Raw genomic sequence first — 18,913 nt, 5'->3', positions numbered from 1 at the left:
GGCAACGATGCTGTTGTGGGAATAACTGTGGTCGCCGGAGTTTCGTCTACTACAGGCTCACAGGGAACAGGTGAAGCAGTTGTCTCGGCGACGGGCGTCGGCACCGGAGTCGTCGTAGGGACGACGTCGATGCAGTCTGCCCCCGCCGCCGGCTGAGCGGCGGCGAGGGGAGACATTGCACCGACAATCGCGACCGTCAGAGCAAGGACCGTGACGAAAGGCCTCACGTCAGTCGGCCTTTCGACGCCGAACTGCAAGGGCGGCCCCGGCTGCAGCAACGACAACGACTGCGGCCACGACGATCCACACCCAGACAGGGACGCCGCCGGACTCGCCGGTGGAAACTGTGGTCGAACCTTGTTCCGGGAACGTGAGATCGACGGTGGTCGACTTGTTCACGAGGCCACTCGCAACGGATACCGCTGCCTGCCACGGTCCCGCTGGAAGTGCGGGGTCCAGTGTGAACAAGACCTGACCCGATTGCCCGGGAGCGATGGACCCGCCCGATCCTTGGATCGGTTCCGTCGCGATCCCTCCTGGACCACCGGACAGTGTGACGGTCCCGCTGGGGTCGAGTGCTCGGCCGCCCTTGTTCGACACGGATGCAACGACTTTCGGTGCCCCGTCATCACCACGTTCGGCAGTGACGCTGTCAATGGACAAGTCTGCCGGTGGTCCGTTGCCCGGGCCGACCGATAGATAGGTTCGGATTCCGACGCGGCTGACGTTCTGGATGCCGGTGGCGTCGGGCGCTCCTGCGGTCTGCGCCCATACGACGGCGTACTGCTCGCCTTCCGGCGCGTCAGCAGGGACAGCGATCGTGACGACGGCCTCCGCCGTCGAGTTCGGCGCGAGAGTGACGTCGGTCGGCTCGACCGACATCCAAGTGGTCAGCTCATTGGCCGTTCGATCCTCGGCGACTTCGAAGCCACTCCCGCCGTCGCCGATGGACGCGGCGGCGGGATACAGAGAGATCGCCTGCTCTTGATCGCTGCTGTTGCTCACCTCGATACGACGAGTGATCGTCGTCCCGGGTGGCAGGTTGTCGATGATGTACGCCAGCGCTCGCGGGTCGTCCTGCAACGACACTGGAGCCTCGAGCAGTCGGATACCGACGCTGCCGACGGGCTCTGGAGTTGAATCTTGTGCGGCTGCCGGAGCCTGGGCGACGATCGCCGAAGCGAACGCCAGAAATGCCAGGACTCCGGCCGCCAATCCCCGATTACGTGACATGAACGGATCAGGCCACCGAATGCGTGATGGTTCCGGTGTACACGCCTGCCACGACGTCGGACGGCAGTGTGACGGTGACGGCGCCGTTCCACGTCGCCGTGTTCGCTCCAATGACTGCGGTTGCGACCTGAACGTTCTTGTTCGTGTCCAAGACGACCGGAAGCAGCGAAGGAGTGACGACGGCGACACCGGTCACGGCCGGCAACGACCCCTGATAAGTGACAGCCGTCGCGGGGATGGTGGCGGGATCGGGCGCAGGTTTGGTGAAAGCCGTGCTGATCGCCGACGCCGTCCAGCCGTTGATGCCGCGACGCTGGTCCGACACGACGACCGGGGTGATGCTTCCGGCCGCCTGGTCGCCATTGACCGTGAGGGTCTGGCTCGCGGGAGCGGTGATGTTGAGAGCGCCACCGGCGACGGTGAACGTCACGACCGTGTCGGCGGCGGTTGCTACGCCTGGAGCGATGACTGCTGCAGCGAGTGCGCCCGAAACGGCGACTGTTGCGAAGAGGGACTTGCGCATGGAGTGTCCTTGGGGAAGACGGGCGGACCCATCGGTATGTGGTTTGCGTCACTAAGATCGGCGCGGCTTGGGCAATGTTACGGATACGAACGAAATTTCTCGAGATAAGTCACGAAAAATGTTTGTCTTGCGAAAACCTGCAGCCGGTCGGTACGTCTGAACACCCTGTCGGAAGCATGAGGTCTGCTTGCGCGCCGCAATCGAGCCGCCACCACATAGACGGAGTCTCAGAATCACCCTGATCCGAACTGTGTTCATCGCTGCGGGCAACGGTTTCACTGGCTGCATGACAACCACCGAGAACCGAGCTCTGCACAAGGACTGGCCGGATGCCCCGACGTCGCCCGAGGGGTGGATCACGCGGGCGGGGGAGGTGGCGCAGTTGCTCGCCGTCGACGCCGTCGCGCGAGACCGAGGCACCGAACCGCCGCACGACGAGGTCCAGTTGCTGAAGGATTCCGGCCTCGTCACCCTTCTCGGGCCCGTCGAACACGGCGGAGCCGGGCAGGACTGGCCGACGGCGTATCAGGTCATCCGGCGGGTCGCAGCCGCCGACGGGTCGATCGGTCAGCTGCTCGGGTACCACCTGCTGTGGTTCTGGGCGGCACGGCTCGTCGGGACCCCCGAACAGATCGACGCCGTCGAAGCCGACGCGACTCGGAACAAGTGGTTCTTCGGCGGCGCGGTCAACCCGCGGGACCGCGATGTCGTCGTCACCGACGAGGGCGACACCATCGTCTTCGACGGCGCCAAGACGTTCTCGACGGGCAGCCGCGTCTCGGACGTGACGGTGCTCGAGGGGGCGTTGTCCGGTAGCGACGCCCACGTCTTCGCGATCGTGCCGTCGAACATCGAGGGTCTGACGTTCCACGACGACTGGGACAACATCGGCCAGCGCCGGACGGAGAGCGGCAGCGTCACCATCGACAAGGTGCGCGTCGACTGGGCGAGCGCAGCAGGCTTCGTGGACAAGCAGTTTCAGCCCCGGGTCTACAACACGCTCAACGTACCGACGATCCAGTTGGTGTTCGTCAACTTCTACCTCGGTATCGCGAGGGGTGCTCTCGAGGAAGCGGCGGCGTACACCAAGGACAAGACGCGTGCGTGGCTGCACAGCACGGTCGACCGCGCCGTCGACGAGCCCTACATCATCGACATCTACGGGGATCTGACGTCCAAACTGTGGGCCGTCGAAGCACTCGCCGACGCAGTTGCGTTGGAAGCGCAGCGCATTCACGACGACGCATGGAACGTGACGGCCGAGGAGCGAGGTGACCACGAGGTCCGCGTCGCCGCCGTGAAAGCGCGTGCGACCGAAGTGTCGCTCGAGATCACGTCGACCGTGTTCGAGGCTCTGGGTGCACGGGCGACGGCAGGCAAGTACGGATTCGATCGCTTCTGGCGCAACGTCCGTACCCACACGTTGCATGACCCGGTCGCGTACAAGCGGCGCGAAGTGGGCCGCTGGGTTCTGACCGGCGAACTGCCCGAACCGACCTGGTATTCGTAACAGGCGCGCCGCACCAAGGAGAGACATGAGCACCGAAAAAATCGCCGACGCAATCAAATTCGCCTATTGGGTCCCGAACGTCAGTTGCGGACTGGTCACCAGCGACATCGAGCAGCGCACCAGCTGGGACTACGAGTACAACAAGAAGCTGGCGCAGACCGCAGAGAACAACGGCTTCGAGTACGCGCTGAGTCAGGTGCGCTACGAGGCGAGTTACGGCGCCGAATACCAGCACGAGTCGACGAGTTTCAGCCTCGCGCTGTTGCTCGCCACGGAACGGCTCAAGGTCATCGCCGCCGTCCATCCGGGACTGTGGCAGCCGGGCGTTCTCGCCAAGCTCGGTGCGACGGCGGACCATCTGTCCGGTGGGCGCTTCGCCGTGAACGTCGTGAGTGGCTGGTTCAAGGACGAATTCACTCACCTCGGCGAGCCCTGGCTCGAACACGACGAGCGGTACCGGCGCAGCGCCGAATTCCTCCAGGTGCTGCGCAAGATCTGGACCGAGGACGACGTCGACTTCCGCGGCGACTTCTACCGGATCCACGACTTCACGTTGAAGCCGAAACCGCTGAACACGCCGGAGCGGCCCAATCCCGAACTGTTCCAGGGCGGCAATTCGACTGCAGCGCAGGAGAACGCGGGACGCTACTCCGACTGGTACTTCAGCAACGGTAAGGATTTCGACGGCGTCACCGAGCAACTCGACAACATTCGACGCGTCGCTCGCGAACATGATCGCGAGGTCAAGTTCGGCCTCAACGGATTCATCATCGCTCGCGACACGGAGAAGGAAGCGAAGGACACTCTGCGGGAAATCGTCGACAAGGCGAACCGCCCCGCGGTCGAAGGCTTCAGAAATGCTGTGCAGCAAGCGGGTTCGTCGACGTCCGACGGCAAGGGGATGTGGTCGGACTCGTCGTTCGACGATCTCGTGCAGTACAACGACGGATTCCGCAGTCAGTTGATCGGGACGCCGGAACAGGTGGCGGAACGCATCGTCGAATATCGCCGACGCGGAGTCGACCTGATTCTGGGCGGTTTCCTGCACTTTCAGGAAGAGATCGAGTACTTCGGAGCGAAAGTTCTGCCGTTGGTACGAGAGTTGGAGAAGGCGTCGACCTTGGTGGATGCGCACTGACTTCTCGACGGCGATACACCGTGTCGGGTCCGTAGACTAGTTTGGTCTACGGACCCGATCTTTCGTTTTCGAGGAGTGTGTCATGACTTATTCACCCGAGGGCCCAGGCTCTGGTGGCGCCGGTTCACCCGGATACGGATCGGGTGGATACGGCGGCTACGGATCGACGCCGGGTTCGACGCCTCAGCAGAACACGCCGGAATCCCAGCACGGCCAGTCCCCGTACGGCCAGCAGTCCCCGTATTCACCGCCTTCCTACGGGCAGTCGCAGCAGCCCGGGCAGGGGCAGTACTCGCAGAACCCGTACGCGCAGGGTCAGTACCCGGGTCAGCCGGGGCAACAGAATCAGACCGGCCAGCCGTCGCAGCCCGGGTCGTACAACCCAGTTCTCGCCGCAGCCAAGGCGTCGCCGCTGCCGCGCATCCTGACCCTCGTGGTCGTTGCGTTCGGCATCGTCAACCTGTTCGCGGGTCTCGCGGGGCAGTACTCGGCGTTCGACATCGCGAACAACTTCTTCCTTCCGGGCAACGGTGATCCGACGTCGATCGCGTTGCTGCTCGCGTCCGGCCTCGTCGCCGCCGTCGGACTGCTGCCGAAGCAGCCGAACACGCTGGGCATCGCGACGGCATTGGCATTCTCCGGGTGGCTCGTCCTGGTGTTCCAGGCCTTCAATGTCGACACCGGCAGTGGCGTCGGCAGCTCCATCGGTCTCGGGGCAGGCGCGATCACCGTGCTGGTGTTCGGCTTCCTGCAGACCGCCGCTGCTCTCGCCGCAACTCTGTTCGCGGCGGACATCCTGAAAGCGCCTGCGGCCAAGCCTGTTTCGTACGGCCAGCAGAATCCGTTCCAGGGATACGGTCAGCAGAACCAAGGTCAGAACCCCCAGCCGCAGAATCCGCAGGGCTACGGTTACGGACAGTCGCCACAGTCCTACGGCTCGTCGAGCCAAGGTGGCGGGTACACGCCGCCGACCTACAGCGGTCCGTCCGGCACGCAGAACGCCACGGGCGGCCTCGGCTATCCGGTCGGCCAGTCGAAGAGCGAGTCCGGGTCAAGCGGGCTCACCGGACCTGCGGGACAGAATTCCCCGTACAGCCAATACCAGTACGGCCAGCCGCCGGTCGGCGCATCCGGCCAGGGTGCAGCTCAGCATGCGGTTCCGTCGGAGTCGCACACCGAGCGCGAGGAGGATTCGTCCTCCGAGCAGACCCCGTACAGCGCCCCGACTCAGGCATTCGGGACCACACCGGACAAGGACGACCAGAAGTAGCTCGCAGAATGGGCAGGTGTCGGCGCGCCTGAGTGACCGGCTCGTCGGTTGGTGCAACGCTCGTATGCGATGAGCGCTCTACTGAACGACGAGAAGCGGCGGGCCCCTCGTACGCCCCGCGCGCCCAAGCGGGCACCGCTGCTGACACCGGACGAATCCCGGCTGCTGGTGCGGATCGGCTTCCGAAAGCCCGGGGTACTGATCGCAGTGATCGCTGCGGTGGTTCTGATCACGCTGGTGTCCGCCAACAGCGAGTTGACGGGCACGTTCGGTGCCATTGCGGGCATGTGGTTCGCGGTCCACCAGGTTCCGATGACCATCGGAGGTACTGCGCTCGGGGTGCTGCCCCTGTTGCCGACGCTCGTGCTCATGACGACCGTGGCGCGCGGCGTCGCTGCGGCGGTCGGCGAGTCGACGTCGCGCCGGACACTGTCGATGATCGGCGGTGCCGCCGTTCTGGGGCCGGTGTCGGTCACGGCGGTAGCACTCGCCGTCGCAGCCGACGCGTCGAGAACCATCGGGCTGTCGAGCCCGAATGCGCTACTCGCGTTCGTCTGGGTCGCGGCCGTCCACGGAATCGCCGCGGGCATCGGCATCGCCATGGGAACGTGGCACCTCGACGTCACCGGCGCGCTTCCCGAATGGGTTCGAAGCACACTGCGCCCGATGCTGCGCGCGGCGATGGTTCTGGTCGCAGGCGCGGCCGGCATCGTGCTCGCGTCGATGCTGGCGTCGTGGTCGACGACCGAGATGCTGTTGACCGCGGGCAACGGATTCGTCGGTGTCCTCGGCCTGACCGTCCTGTCGATTCTCTATCTTCCGAACGTCGTGCTCGGCGCGCTTGCCGTCGCGGTCGGATCCGAAGCGCAAGTCGGCGACGTCGTCGTCAGCTTCTTCGCCACGACCGGGGGACCGGTTCCGCCGTTGCCGGTGCTGTCCGTCCTGCCCGAGGGACCTGCGCAGAGCATCTGGTTCCTGATGCTGGTGGTGCCGCTGACGGCGGGAATTCTGCTCGGCAGGGATTGTGCGCACCGGACCGTCGACCTGCACTACGCGCTGTCGTCAGTGTGGCTGGGGTCGGCGGTCGTCGGCGTCGCGACGCTTCTGCTCGGGGTCGCGGCGGGCGGCAGTCTCGGAACGTTCGGGACGGTGCAGGTCACCGTCTGGTCGCTCGGTTTGCTGACGTTCGCGTGGCTCGCCGTCGTCGGTTCGGTGTCCGCAGCGATCACCGCCTGGCGTGGCGGCTCGAAGCAGCCGGCCGTCGACGCCGAGCCCGAGCCGGCGCGCACGGACGAGCCGGTGGCCGCCATCGCCGCCCCCGTCGTCCACGAGGAACGCGCGGTCGATGCCGAGGTCGTTGCGGAAGCCGACGCAGTTCCGTCGAAGGACACCGCCTCGTCGAAGGACACCGCCTCGTCGCAGGACGAGGAGAACGTCGTCGAAGCAGAGGTCGTCGAGGCCGAAGTCTTCGAAGAGCGGGCCGCGGAGGAGACTCCCGAGCAGGCTTCGGAGGATTCGGTTGCCGCCGATGCCGAGGTCGTGGAGGCGGAGACGACCGAGGATGTGGACGCGCCGTCGAGCTCGGACGTACCCGAGAAGTGAGCGTCGACGAAACCCGACCTGCCTGAGAACGCTGCATACCGCAGCGACTACGCTCCTGAGTGGCCCCGGTACCGACACGACCGGGCGTCCCCCGACGAAACCCAGGAGAACTGCGCTGACAGCCACACGCGTGCACCCAGCACGAGTCGTCGTCCTCGCCTCGGGGACGGGCTCGCTGTTGAAGGCACTCATCGACGCGGCGCAGGGCGACTACCCGGCACGGATCGTGGCCGTCGGCGTCGACCGTGATTGCGACGCGGCCCGGCACGCGCACACCGCTGGAATCGAGCATGTCCGCGTCGGCCTACGCGACTACGCGGACCGCGCCGAATGGGACGCGGCCCTCGCGGAGACCGTCGCGAAGTACGAGCCGGATCTGGTCGTCACCGCAGGTTTCATGAAGATTCTCGGACCGCGATTTCTCGACGCGTTCGCCGGCCGCATCGTCAACACGCACCCGGCGTTGCTGCCGTCGTTCCCGGGCGCGCACGCGGTACGTGACGCGCTGGAGCACGGCGTCAAACTGACCGGGTCGACGGTCCACCTGGTCGATGCCGGTGTCGATACCGGGCCCATCCTGGCTCAGGAAGCCGTGCCCGTGCAGGAGGGCGACGACGAAGCGTCGCTGCACGAGCGAATCAAGACTGTGGAACGCAGGTTGTTGGTCGAGGTGATCGCGGCCGTCGCTACCCGAGGTGTTGTCTCCGATGGACGAAAGGCTCAGATAAGGCGATGAGTGAACGTAAAGCAGTGCGGCGTGCGCTGGTCAGTGTCTACGACAAGACGGGACTGATCGAGCTCGCCACCGGCTTGCACGAGGCGGGCGTCGCTCTGGTCTCCACCGGATCGACGGCGTCGAAGATCGCCGACGCGGGCATCCCGGTCACCAAGGTCGAGGATCTCACCGGTTTCCCGGAGACGCTCGACGGTCGCGTCAAGACGCTGCACCCGCGCGTGCATGCGGGCGTGCTGGCGGACACGCGTCGTCCGGAGCATCTGCAGCAGCTCGAGGAGCTGGGTGTCGAGGCGTTCGAGCTCGTCGTCGTCAACCTGTACCCGTTCACGGAGACGGTCGCCAGTGGCGCGACGCCCGACGAGTGCGTCGAGCAGATCGACATCGGCGGTCCGTCGATGGTGCGTGCCGCCGCGAAGAACCACCCGTCGGTGGCCGTCGTCGTCGACCCTGCTCGGTACGCCGATGTGCTGGACGCCGTCAAGGGTGGCGGTTTCACGCTGGCCGAGCGCACTTCGCTTGCGGCACAGGCTTTTCAGCACACCGCCTCCTACGACGTCGCCGTGGCCTCGTGGATGAGCAGCACTCTCGTCGAATCCGATTCGCAGTTCCCCGAGTGGCTCGGCGGAACCTGGGAGCGCTCGGCAGTGCTGCGGTACGGCGAGAACCCGCACCAGGCTGCCGCGCTGTACGTTTCACCGTCGAACGACGGCATCGCGCAGGCCGAGCAGTTGCACGGTAAAGAGATGTCGTACAACAACTTCACCGATGCCGACGCCGCATGGCGCGCCGCGTTCGATCACGACGCTCCCGCCGTCGCGATCATCAAGCACGCCAACCCCTGTGGCATCGCCGTCGGCGCGGACATCGCCGAGGCGCACCGCAAGGCGCACGCCTGCGACCCCGTCAGTGCCTACGGCGGCGTCATCGCGGCCAACCGCGAGATCACCGTCGAGATGGCCGAACAGGTCGCCGAGATCTTCACCGAGGTCGTCGTCGCCCCGTCGTACGCCGACGGTGCACTCGGAGTTCTGCAGCGCAAGAAGAACGTTCGCGTTCTGCTGGCCACGCCGCCGTCCGCCGGTGGAGTCGAACTCAAGCCGATCTCCGGTGGCACCCTGCTGCAGCAGCGGGACGCGATCGACGCCGACGGCGACAACCCCGCGAACTGGACCCTCGCGGCCGGCGAGCCCGCGGACGCCGAGACCCTGAAGGATCTCGAATTCGCTTGGCGCGCAGGACGAGCCGTCAAGTCCAACGCTATTCTGTTGGCCAAGGACGGCGCCTCGGTCGGCGTCGGTATGGGGCAGGTCAACCGCGTCGACGCCGCTCACCTGGCTGTCCAGCGCGCGGGTGATCGGGTGGCAGGCTCGGTTGCGTCGTCGGACGCGTTCTTTCCGTTCCCCGACGGCCTCCAGGTGCTGCTGACCGCAGGCGTCAAGGCCGTCGTTCAGCCCGGCGGATCCGTCCGCGACAACGAGGTCATCGCAGCAGCGCAGGATGCCGGTGTGACGCTGTACCTCACGGGTTCGAGGCACTTCGCGCACTAGGTTTCACGCCGAGTCCGCACTTGTGCAGCCGAATACACCATATTCTCCTGCATAAGTGCGGATTCGCCTGTTTGTGGATAACTGATCGCGCTATCCACATTCTTTCTCCGGCGCGTTTTCGAGCCCATTTCGTTGACATCGTCGGCGGGTGCAACTCGACCATCCATTCCGAGGATCCCAGGCTGTCCGCGACGGTCTTCTGACGCGTCACGCGCTCGCCGCCGACTTCCAGCGCGTCTACCGCGATGTGTACGTTCCGAAGGCAGTAGAGATCGACGCGGTCGTCAAAGCCCGTGCAGCACAGGTGTTCGCGGGCGACGACGCAATAATCTGCGGACTGTCGGCGTCTGCAGTGCACGGGGCGAAATGGATCGATGCGCGTGAACCGGCCGAACTGATCTGGCCCCAGCGAAAGCGGCAGCTCGACGGGATTCTCGTTCGCTACGATTCGCTCGCGGATGCCGACGTCACGTCACTCGGCGACATGACGCTGACCACCGTTCCTCGCACGATGTTCGATCTTGCACGTCGGTTGCCCCGACTCCGCGCTCTCCAGTCGGTCGACGCGTTGGCGAATGCGAGTGGTGTTTCGGTCGACGAAGCACAAGAGCTGGTCCGGACGAATCCGGGAGCACGGGGCGTCACCCGCGCGGCGGAGGTGCTGAGCCTGGCCGACGGGGGTGCGGAGTCTCCCCAGGAGACCCGGGTCCGACTGTTGCTTCTCGATGCAGGACTCCCACGGCCGGAAACCCGGGTCCGCATTCGTGACGAGTTCGGTCACGTGTTCGCGTGCTGCGACCTGGGGTGGAGACGGTGGAAGGTCGCGGTGGTGTACGACGGTTCACCCCACCGGACGCGGGAGCGGATCGACCGAATCGACGAGGTCGACTGGGCCGTCGTGCGCGTCGACTCCGATCAGCTGAAGTTGCGGCCGTTCGCCGTTGTCGAGCGGGTCCGGGCGACGCTGCGCGCAGCCGGGGCACCGGTATGACGACCGGCGTACTTTGAAGAAGTGACCTCTACCAAACCTGGCATCACTACCGTCGGCGAGTTGCGCGCGTCCGGACACGTGCAGCGTTCGGTCAAGGAAGAACTCCGGGACAATCTGCTCGAGGCGCTTCGGGAGGGCAAGAACGCGTGGCCGGGAATCCTCGGATTCGACAGGACGGTCCTGCCCCAGCTCGAGCGGGCCATTCTTGCTGGTCACGACGTCGTGCTGCTCGGTGAACGCGGGCAGGGCAAGACGAGGCTGCTCAGAACACTCAACCTTCTGCTCGACGAGTGGGCACCCGTCATCGCGGGCTCGGAACTCGGTGAGCATCCCTACGATCCCATCACCCCGGCCAGCATCCGCCGGGCGCGAGAGCTGGGCGACGACCTCGACGTCGAGTGGCGTCACCGCAGCGAGCGCTATGCCGAGAAATTGGCGACGCCCGACACGTCGGTGGCCGACCTGGTCGGCGACGTCGACCCGGTGAAGGTGGCGGAAGGTCGCAGCCTGGGTGATCCCGAGACCATCCACTTCGGCCTCGTGCCGCGCAGCCACCGTGGCATCGTGGCGATCAACGAGCTGCCCGACCTGGCCGAACGCATTCAGGTGTCGTTGCTCAACGTCATGGAGGAGCGCGACATCCAGGTCCGCGGCTACACGCTGCGACTTCCGCTCGACGTGGTTCTCGTCGCCAGCGCCAATCCCGAGGACTACACCAACCGCGGACGCATCATCACCCCACTGAAGGACCGATTCGGCGCCGAGATCCGTACCCACTACCCACACTCGCTGAACGACGAGGTCTCCGTCATCGAGCAGGAGGCGAACCTCCCGGCGACCGTGCCGTCGTACCTGCTCGAGGTGCTGGCCCGGTTCACCCGATTGCTGCGCGAGTCGCCGTCGGTCGATCAGCGGTCCGGTGTGTCGGCGCGCTTCGCGATCGCGGCCGCCGAGACCATCGCCGCCGCTGCCGTGCATCGCTCCGCAGTCCTCGGCGAAGCCGAGGCCGTCGCGCGACCTGTCGACCTCGGCACCGTCATCGAGGTGTTGCGCGGCAAGGTCGAATTCGAATCCGGCGAAGAAGGCCGCGAGGTCGAGGTGCTCGAGCATCTGCTGCGACGCGCGACCGCGGATACCGTCCGCGACCGGCTCGGCGGAATCAATCTGGCGCCGTTGGTCACCGCGATCGAGGACGGTGAGCCAGTCGTCACCGGTGATCGCATCGCGGCCAAGACGTTGATCGCCGAACTGCCCGACCTCGAGGTGCTGCAGGAGATCGACGAGCGCCTCCACGCGAAATCCGACGGCGAACGGGCGTCGGCCACCGAATTGGCGTTGGAGGGGCTGTATTTGGCGCGCCGAATCGCTAAAGATCCCGACGACGACGGACAGACGGTGTACAGCTGATGCCCGCCAGCAGATACGGGAGATACCACGGGGGCCCTGATCCGCTGGCCCCACCGGTGGATCTACGCGAGGCGCTCGACGCGATCGGTAACGACGTGCTCGAGGGGTCGTCGCCGCGTCGGGCAATGCAGGAGATGCTCCGACGCGGTACTCAGAACATGCGCGGACTCGACGATCTCGCGGCAGATGCGCACCGTCGTCGACGAGATCTGTTGCGCAAGAACAATCTCGACGGAACCTTGCAGGAAGTCCGTGAGTTGCTCGACAAGGCGGTACTCGAAGAACGCAAGGCCCTCGCGCGGGCACTCGACGACGACGCACGGTTCCAGGAGATGCAGATCGGCGATCTGTCGCCGTCGACAGCGCAAGCGGTGCAGGAGCTTTCGGACTACGAGTGGCGGTCGTCGGAGGCTCGCGAGAACTACGAGAAGATCAAGGACCTGCTCGGACGCGAGATGCTGGACCAGCGCTTCGCGGGAATGAAGAAGGCGCTCGAAGGGGCGACGGACGAGGACCGTCAAGCCATCAGCGACATGCTGAAGGACTTGAATTCGCTTCTCGACGCGCACAATCGGGGCGAGGACACCGACCGGCAGTTCGACGAATTCATGCGCAAACACGGTCAGCATTTCCCGGAAAATCCATCGAGCATCGACGAGCTTCTCGACGCGTTGGCCCAGCGCGCGGCAGCAGCTCAGCGGCTGCGAAATTCCCTGAGCCCCGAGCAGCGGGCCGAGCTGGATGCGTTGGCGCAGCAGGCCTTCGGAGACGCCGACCTGCTGAGCCAGCTCGACCAATTGGATCAGAACCTGCAGCAGGCACGTCCCGGTGAGGACTGGGACGGTTCGCAGAACTTCCGCGGCGAGAACGGCATGGGACTCGGTGACGGCACCGGCGCACTGCAGGACATCGCGGAGCTCGAAAACCTCGGCAACCAGTTGTCGCAGCAGTACAACGGGGCCGCGCTCGACGACATCGACGCGGAGTCGCTCCTCCGTCAGCTGGGGCCGGAGGCCGCGGCCGATGCGAAGATGCTGTCCGATCTCGAAAAGGCGCTGCAGCAGCAGGGTTTCATGGACAAGGGCAGCGACGGTCAGTGGCGACTGTCCCCGAAGGCGATGCGTCAACTCGGCCAGTCCGCACTGCGTGACGTCGCCGGCAAGATTTCCCGACGCGGCGGCGAGCGAGACACACGCAAGGCCGGCGCGATGGGAGAGCCGACGGGGGCGTCGCGGACGTGGGAGTTCGGGGACACCGAACCGTGGGACGTGACGCGGACGGTGGGCAACGCGGTGCTCAGGACGGCCGCGGAGGGTTCGACGTTCCCGGTTCGGTTGCAGGTCACCGACGTCGAGATCAGCGAAACCGAGACGCGCACGCAGGCAGCCGTGGCGTTGCTCGTCGACACGTCGTTCTCGATGGTCATGGACGGACGTTGGGTGCCGATGAAGCGCACTGCGCTGGCATTGAATCACCTTGTCGGTACCCGCTTTCGGGGTGACGATCTTCAGCTGATCGGATTCGGCAGGCACGCGCAGAAGCTGACGGCGTCGGAGTTGGCCGGTCTCGACGGCGCCTATGACCAGGGCACAAATCTGCATCATGCCCTGCTGCTCGCGGGTAGGCATCTGCGTCGCCATCCGAATGCGCAACCCGTCGTGTTGATCGTGACCGACGGGGAGCCGACGGCCCACCTCGAGCCGGACGGTCACGCGTTCTTCGACTATCCGCCGCATCCACGGACGCTCGGGCTGACGGTGCGGGAGCTCGATACCATCGCGAAACTCGGTGCGCAGGTGACGATCTTCCGGCTCGGCGACGATCCGGGGCTCGCGCGAGTGGTCGACCGAATGGCCGAGCGCGTGGGCGGACGCGTCATCGCACCGGATCTCGACGGGCTCGGTGCCGCCGTGGTCAGCGACTACCTGAAGCGGCGGAGGAAGTCGTGACGCGTCAGTCCTCGACCTTGATCTCGACGCCACCCCAGAACGCGAAACCGGTGACGACGACGAGCGGCGCACCGGGCTGACCGACCTGGCTGAGGTGGTCGAAGCCGCCCATGATCCCAGCCCCGCGGACCTCGACGCGGATGGTCGACGGCACGGTGATCTCGATACCGCCCATGATGGCGATGCAGTTGATGGTCGCCTCGGGGGCGCTGAACCGCGCTCGTCGCAGGTCTATTTCACCGCCGCCCCAGAATGCGACGGCGTCGACGCGTCTCGCCACGGTCCATTCGCCCTTGCGGGTGAAGCCGCTCATGATGGCGATGGCGCGGTCGTTCTCGGGGCCGTCCACCGGGCTCGGCGTCGTCAACGCGAGGTCGCCCGTCAGTACGTCAAGCTCGCCGTATGTCTTGGCCTTGTACGCGGCCGCGGTGCGTGCGTCGTACTCGGACAGGGAGAGTTGACCGTCGGCCAAGGCGTCGCTCAGAAGCTTGGCGACCAGAGCTCGGTCGGCGTCGGCCGCACGAACAGTGGCTCGGTGGTTGTCCGGGAGCTCATCGGTCACGACGAGCAGTTTACTCAGGCTGCGTTGACCACCGCTCGGTCACCGAGTGGCGATTGCAGCGTCATCTGCATGGTTCCGTAGACGGCGACCATGATGCACGACTTGTCTGCTGCCTCTGGAAGGGTGCCGGTCCGCAGAGCGATGACCACATGTGAGTCGGTCTCGGTGACCTGGGCTTCGGCGCCGTAGCACTCGGGAGTGCCCGTGACGAAATGGATGGCGATGGTGTTGGGGGAGACCTGACTCCACGACTCGAACGGCGTGGCCGTCGCGCGCACCAGACCGGGCGTCGAATCGAACATCGTGCCCACCTCGCCGACGGGGACCTCGATCGGAACCGGTGGTGCACTGGGGCTGTGCATGAGTCCTGCGGGTGCATTCGTCGGCCCGTCGGCATCCGCGTCGTCGGAGACCGCCTGGCTGCTACAGCCGCCGAGCAGGACGCACAGCATCAGTCCTGCAGCCACTTTCCTCATGCCACCAAGGTAGCGCCGAGAGCTGAGTACAACCTTTGAGCATGCATAAAGTCTGCTCAGGCCAGCAGTGCCGTCACGAGCGCGATGACCGGGATGGAGACGAGCGTCGTGACGAAGGCAGTATCCCTGGCCAGTACGACACCGCGGTTGTAGCGGTGAGCGAAGACGAACACGTTCTGCGCGGTGGGAAGTGCAGAAATGACGGTGATCGCGAACAGCTCGTGGCCTTCGAGGCCCATGGCCAGAGCCATCAGGAACCCGAGCAGCGGCTGCAGAATCATCTTGAGCGACGACGCGATCACGACGTCGCGCCTAGGGCTGCTGCCCTTCTCCAGCACTCGCGTTCCGTACAGCGACAGTCCGAACGCCAGGAGCGCTCCGGGCACTGCCGCGCCGCCGACGAGATCGAACGGCTGCATCAGCGCTTCCGGCAGCTCGATTCCGAAGACGGACAGCAGCAGGCCGGCAGCGCCCGCGAGGACGATGGGGTTCTTGAACGGCGTGACCACGATGTTTCGGATCGACGCCTTCTTGCCCATCGTCGACAGATCCAGAATCGTCAACGCAAGCGGTGAATACACCATGATCTGGAACAGCAGCAGCGGCGCGACGAAATTCGCGTCGCCGAGCACGAAGACCGCGATCGGAATTCCGAGGTTCGCGGCATTGACGTACGACGACGCAAGCCCGCCGATCGTCGCCTCGGGCACGTCACGTTTCAACACGAACTTGGCGACGACGAAGTAGATCGCGCCGACGGCGAGAGCTGTCACGCCCGCGACGACGAGAATCGGCGACAGGATGACCGACAGGTCCGACGTGGCGAGCGTGACGAACAGCAGCGACGGAGTGGCGACGTAGAAGACGAGCCGGCTGAGCACGAACTGACCGTGTGGGCCGAGAACCCCGAGACGCGCGAGCAGGTAGCCGAGCGCGATGACGATGAAGATGACCGTGAAACCCTCGAGTACTCCGGACATGAGGGCTACGGATCTCGTTTCTTCGCTTCGTCTACAGTGCGAGCCAACTCTAGTGCTTACACAGAAAGGCCACGCACCCGAGGAGGGTGCGTGGCCTTTCCGATCTGAACGATCTAGCGGCTGGTGAAGGGTAGCAGTGCCATCTCACGAGCGTTCTTGACCGCGACCGCAACCTGACGCTGCTGCTGCGGGGTCAGGCCGGTGACGCGGCGGCTGCGGATCTTGCCGCGGTCGGAGATGAACTGACGAAGGAGGTTGATGTCCTTGTAGTCCACCGTGGTGACCTTGGCGGCGTTCAGCGGGTTCTTCTTGGGTCGACGGCCTGCCTCGGCGCGGACCTTCTTCGACGGTGCTCTCTTGACTGCCATCTCTACCTTTTCCCTTACCAGCTCGACTTGTGGACGCCTGGCAGCTCCCCCCGGTGAGCCATCTCGCGCACCTTCACGCGTGACAGTCCGAATTTCCGGAGGTGACCGCGCGGACGTCCATCCGCAGCGTCACGATTGCGCAATCGTACCGGACTCGCGTCGCGTGGTAGACGCTGCAGTGCCGCCTGGGCCTCCGCGCGCTCGGAATCGGGTGTCGACGGCTTCCTGATCAGCTCTTTGAGCTCGGCGCGTCGGGCGGCGTAGCGGGCGACGACGAGCTTGCGCTGCTCGTTCTTCTCGATCTTTGACTTCTTCGCCATCGCTATCGCTCTTCCCTGAAGTCGACATGCTTGCGGACGACCGGGTCGTACTTCTTCAGCACGACGCGGTCGGGATCGTTGCGACGGTTCTTCCTGGTCACGTACGTGTATCCGGTCCCGGCCGTCGACTTGAGCTTGATGATCGGGCGGACGTCTGTGCTCTTGCCCATCAGAGTTTCTCCCCTCGTGCGACCAGCTTGGCGACGACCGCGTCGATGCCGTCACGGTCGATCGTCTTGATGCCTTTCGCCGACAACGTCAGCGTGACGCGTCGGCCCAGGCTCGGAACGAAGTACGTCTTCTTCTGGATGTTCGGGTCCCAGCGGCGGCTGGTCCTGACGTGGGAGTGCGAGACGGACTTACCGAATCCCGGCTTTCTCCCCGTCACCTGGCAGTGCGCGGACATGCGCGCTCCTCTCTTGCCGTTTATGACAATCGTTTTCGACAAAGCGTTGATTCGAATGTAGCGTGCAGCGAGAAGAAATGACAATCGTTGTCGAAAGAAGGGGTCTGCTCGTGGACGGTCGCACGCCACTCGTGCTCGTGTCCGGTTGGACGGGAGCCATGGAGGATGTGACGACGGCACTACTCGCGCCAGGAACCGTCGCCGTCCGTCACGACCTCGGCCGGGTCTACGAGGGCGTCGTCCGTCGCACTCTCTACGCGGCAGGGGAGGCTCCGCGTGAGACGATTCTCGAACTGGCACACGGCTGCGTGTCGTGCACGTTGCGCGAGGACCTGCTGCCGCTGCTGCGCGCCTTGTCCGCCCGCAGCTCGGTGCAGCGCATCGTGCTGGCGATGGATCCGGCGCTCGAACCGGAGGCGCTGTGCTGGGCGATCGAGAACGTCGTCGTCGCAGGCGTCGTCGGACAGATCGACGGACCTGCCGCGCGGGACGTGCGTATCTCCGCGGTCGTCGACTGTCTGGATGCCGCGACGTGGCTCGCCGACGCGACCGGTGACGACGCGCTGGCCGACCGGGGCATCGTCGCGAGCGGGGACGACGACCGTACCGTCGCGCAGGTGGTCGTCGGACAGGTCGATTACGCCGACGCGCTGGTCGTCTCGGCAGGCCCGGAGGTCGACGGCTGGGAACGCGCGAAACTGGCGGCCGTCCTCGCGCGTCTCGCACCCGGCGCACCGGTCGCGTGGGTCGGGCCGGGGGACACGCTCGACGTCGAAGCGCTCCTCACAGCGGTGCCGTTCGACGCGCGACGCGGAGAGATCACCGACGCCCATTCGCCGCTGCTACGCGGACAGCCGCCGCTGACGGCCGACTGCGGAGTCACGCTCGTCGAATTCGCTGCGACGCGCCCGTTCCATCCCGAACGTCTGCACGAGGCGATCGACGTTCTGCTCGACGGCGTCGTCACCGCCCGCGGGCGAGCCTGGGTCGCAACGCAACCCGACGAAGCGCTGTGGATCGAATCCGCGGGCGGGGGTCTGCGCGTCGCGAGTGCCGGAAAGTGGCTCGCCGCAATGACTCCCGAGGAACAGGAACAGGTCGGCACGATGCGTCGTGCGATGGCGGCGCTGCGGTGGGACGACGAGAACGGCGATCGCGACACCTCGCTCGTCGTGCTGGTGCATGCCGCCGACCCGTCGGAGATCGATCGAACTCTGCAGTGGGCTCTGGTGTCCGACGACGAGATGACCTCGCCCGACGAGTGGTCGTCCTGGACCGATCCGTTCGGGCAATTCCACGAGGACCCATGCGAGACAACAGAATCTCCGTACTCGGAGCAATCGAGAGAGGCGAAGGAATGAAGCAGGGAATTCACCCCGACTACCACCCGGTGGTCTTTCAGGACGCGGGCACGGGAAGTAAATTCCTGACCCGGTCCACCATCACGTCCACCCGCGAGATCGAATGGGAAGACGGCAACACCTACCCGCTCGTGATCGTCGACGTCACCAGCGAATCGCACCCCTTCTGGACCGGCGCCGCGCGCATCATGGACACCCAGGGTCGCGTCGAGAAGTTCGAGAAGCGCTACGGGCGCCGCACCCGAAAGGAAGCCTGAGCCATGGCCGTTCCGAAGAGAAAGATGTCCCGCTCCAACACGAGGAGCCGTCGGGCGCAGTGGAAAGCCGTCGCACCGGATCTCGTCACCGTCCGGGTAGGTGGGCAGGAGTTCAGGGTTCCTCGTCGATTGGTGAAGGCCGTGCAGACGGGTGTGTATACGCCGTAGTTTCGCCCGCCGGCTCCTCGTGTTGGAGCGGGACATCTTTCTCTTCGGAACGGCCATGGCTCAGGCTTCCTTTCGGGTGCGGCGCCCGTAGCGCTTCTCGAACTTCTCG

General features: G+C 65.5%; 21 protein-coding genes. 12 read left to right on the top strand and 9 right to left on the bottom strand.

Translation table 11 applies throughout. The annotated features are described in order from the left end of the window. Positions 1-228 precede the first annotated feature (228 nt). Both HQ354_RS15995 and HQ354_RS15990 read right to left on the bottom strand, forming a co-directional pair. Positions 229-1,233 carry a hypothetical protein gene (locus HQ354_RS15995; protein WP_167676783.1) on the bottom strand — a complete coding sequence of 335 codons (1,005 nt, stop codon included), beginning with the start codon at positions 1,231-1,233 and terminating at the stop codon, positions 229-231. Between the two features lie 7 nt (positions 1,234-1,240). Next, positions 1,241-1,756, bottom strand: a complete 516-nt coding sequence (locus HQ354_RS15990) for a hypothetical protein (protein WP_167676781.1) — start codon at positions 1,754-1,756, stop codon at positions 1,241-1,243. Between the two features lie 286 nt (positions 1,757-2,042). Between HQ354_RS15990 and HQ354_RS15985 the strand changes: the two genes are divergently transcribed. The 9 genes from HQ354_RS15985 (at position 2,043) to HQ354_RS15945 (ending at position 13,906) form a co-directional block, all read left to right on the top strand. Beyond that, complete coding sequence (locus HQ354_RS15985) at positions 2,043-3,266, top strand: acyl-CoA dehydrogenase family protein (protein WP_167676780.1); 1,224 nt, start codon at positions 2,043-2,045, stop codon at positions 3,264-3,266. 25 nt (positions 3,267-3,291) lie between these two features. Continuing rightward, positions 3,292-4,404: a dimethylsulfone monooxygenase SfnG gene (gene sfnG / locus HQ354_RS15980; protein WP_222634650.1), complete on the top strand. Its 1,113-nt coding sequence runs from the start codon at positions 3,292-3,294 to the stop codon at positions 4,402-4,404. 82 nt (positions 4,405-4,486) lie between these two features. After that, positions 4,487-5,674, top strand: a complete 1,188-nt coding sequence (locus tag HQ354_RS15975; protein WP_222634649.1) for a DUF5336 domain-containing protein — start codon at positions 4,487-4,489, stop codon at positions 5,672-5,674. A 69-nt stretch (positions 5,675-5,743) separates the two neighbouring features. Further along, a complete protein-coding gene (locus tag HQ354_RS15970; RefSeq protein ID WP_261768836.1) occupies positions 5,744-7,276 on the top strand; it encodes a DUF6350 family protein in 1,533 nt (510 codons plus the stop codon). Between the two features lie 115 nt (positions 7,277-7,391). Further along, positions 7,392-8,012 (top strand): phosphoribosylglycinamide formyltransferase, encoded by a 621-nt coding sequence (gene purN / locus HQ354_RS15965; RefSeq protein ID WP_240931091.1) that lies wholly within the window; start codon positions 7,392-7,394, stop codon positions 8,010-8,012. After that, positions 8,009-9,559 (top strand): bifunctional phosphoribosylaminoimidazolecarboxamide formyltransferase/IMP cyclohydrolase, encoded by a 1,551-nt coding sequence (gene purH, locus HQ354_RS15960; protein WP_222634648.1) that lies wholly within the window; start codon positions 8,009-8,011, stop codon positions 9,557-9,559. The genes purN and purH overlap by 4 nt, the downstream gene beginning before the upstream one ends. 148 nt (positions 9,560-9,707) lie before the next feature. Continuing rightward, complete coding sequence (locus HQ354_RS15955) at positions 9,708-10,550, top strand: hypothetical protein (RefSeq protein WP_222634647.1); 843 nt, start codon at positions 9,708-9,710, stop codon at positions 10,548-10,550. Positions 10,551-10,571: 21 nt separating this feature from the next. Next, entirely contained in the window at positions 10,572-11,957 is a 1,386-nt protein-coding gene (locus HQ354_RS15950) for a sigma 54-interacting transcriptional regulator (RefSeq protein ID WP_167676772.1), read from the top strand. Further along, positions 11,957-13,906: a VWA domain-containing protein gene (locus HQ354_RS15945; protein WP_222634646.1), complete on the top strand. Its 1,950-nt coding sequence runs from the start codon at positions 11,957-11,959 to the stop codon at positions 13,904-13,906. The genes HQ354_RS15950 and HQ354_RS15945 overlap by 1 nt, the downstream gene beginning before the upstream one ends. Before the next feature lie 4 nt (positions 13,907-13,910). On the opposite strand, the gene HQ354_RS15940 is transcribed toward HQ354_RS15945, so the two are convergent. The 7 genes from HQ354_RS15940 to rpmB all read right to left on the bottom strand — a co-directional run bounded on the left by HQ354_RS15940 (position 13,911) and on the right by rpmB (position 17,018). Then, positions 13,911-14,468 (bottom strand): DUF1707 domain-containing protein, encoded by a 558-nt coding sequence (locus tag HQ354_RS15940; protein ID WP_068423872.1) that lies wholly within the window; start codon positions 14,466-14,468, stop codon positions 13,911-13,913. 14 nt (positions 14,469-14,482) lie between these two features. Then, complete coding sequence (locus HQ354_RS15935) at positions 14,483-14,944, bottom strand: hypothetical protein (RefSeq protein ID WP_068423873.1); 462 nt, start codon at positions 14,942-14,944, stop codon at positions 14,483-14,485. A 56-nt stretch (positions 14,945-15,000) separates the two neighbouring features. After that, positions 15,001-15,924 (bottom strand): AEC family transporter, encoded by a 924-nt coding sequence (locus tag HQ354_RS15930; protein ID WP_068423874.1) that lies wholly within the window; start codon positions 15,922-15,924, stop codon positions 15,001-15,003. Between the two features lie 113 nt (positions 15,925-16,037). Further along, the gene (gene rpsR / locus HQ354_RS15925; RefSeq protein WP_008719028.1) at positions 16,038-16,292 is read right to left on the bottom strand and encodes a 30S ribosomal protein S18; all 255 of its coding nucleotides are present in this window, start codon (positions 16,290-16,292) and stop codon (positions 16,038-16,040) included. Between the two features lie 14 nt (positions 16,293-16,306). Next, on the bottom strand, positions 16,307-16,612 hold the full coding sequence (rpsN, locus tag HQ354_RS15920; protein WP_068423876.1) for a 30S ribosomal protein S14: 306 nt from the start codon (positions 16,610-16,612) through the stop codon (positions 16,307-16,309). A gap of 2 nt (positions 16,613-16,614) precedes the next feature. Further along, positions 16,615-16,785, bottom strand: a complete 171-nt coding sequence (gene rpmG / locus HQ354_RS15915) for a 50S ribosomal protein L33 (RefSeq protein ID WP_174551391.1) — start codon at positions 16,783-16,785, stop codon at positions 16,615-16,617. After that, the gene (gene rpmB / locus HQ354_RS15910; protein WP_019664486.1) at positions 16,782-17,018 is read right to left on the bottom strand and encodes a 50S ribosomal protein L28; all 237 of its coding nucleotides are present in this window, start codon (positions 17,016-17,018) and stop codon (positions 16,782-16,784) included. Before rpmB ends, rpmG begins: the two co-directional genes overlap by 4 nt. 110 nt (positions 17,019-17,128) lie before the next feature. On the opposite strand from rpmB, the gene mrf reads away from it, so the two are divergent. From mrf to rpmF, 3 genes are read left to right on the top strand one after another with little or no spacing between them, the layout of a single operon-like run. Continuing rightward, on the top strand, positions 17,129-18,379 hold the full coding sequence (gene mrf / locus HQ354_RS15905; RefSeq protein ID WP_068424017.1) for a ribosome hibernation factor-recruiting GTPase MRF: 1,251 nt from the start codon (positions 17,129-17,131) through the stop codon (positions 18,377-18,379). Further along, complete coding sequence (locus HQ354_RS15900) at positions 18,376-18,636, top strand: type B 50S ribosomal protein L31 (RefSeq protein ID WP_068423879.1); 261 nt, start codon at positions 18,376-18,378, stop codon at positions 18,634-18,636. The genes mrf and HQ354_RS15900 overlap by 4 nt, the downstream gene beginning before the upstream one ends. Positions 18,637-18,639: 3 nt before the next feature. After that, complete coding sequence (gene rpmF / locus HQ354_RS15895; RefSeq protein ID WP_084423653.1) at positions 18,640-18,804, top strand: 50S ribosomal protein L32; 165 nt, start codon at positions 18,640-18,642, stop codon at positions 18,802-18,804. The last annotated feature ends 109 nt before the right edge of the window (positions 18,805-18,913 follow it).

The organism is Rhodococcus sp. BP-261, from assembly GCF_019835205.1.
GTDB lineage: Bacteria > Actinomycetota > Actinomycetes > Mycobacteriales > Mycobacteriaceae > Rhodococcoides > Rhodococcoides kyotonensis_B.
This window is presented reverse-complemented; position numbering and strand designations above follow the sequence as displayed.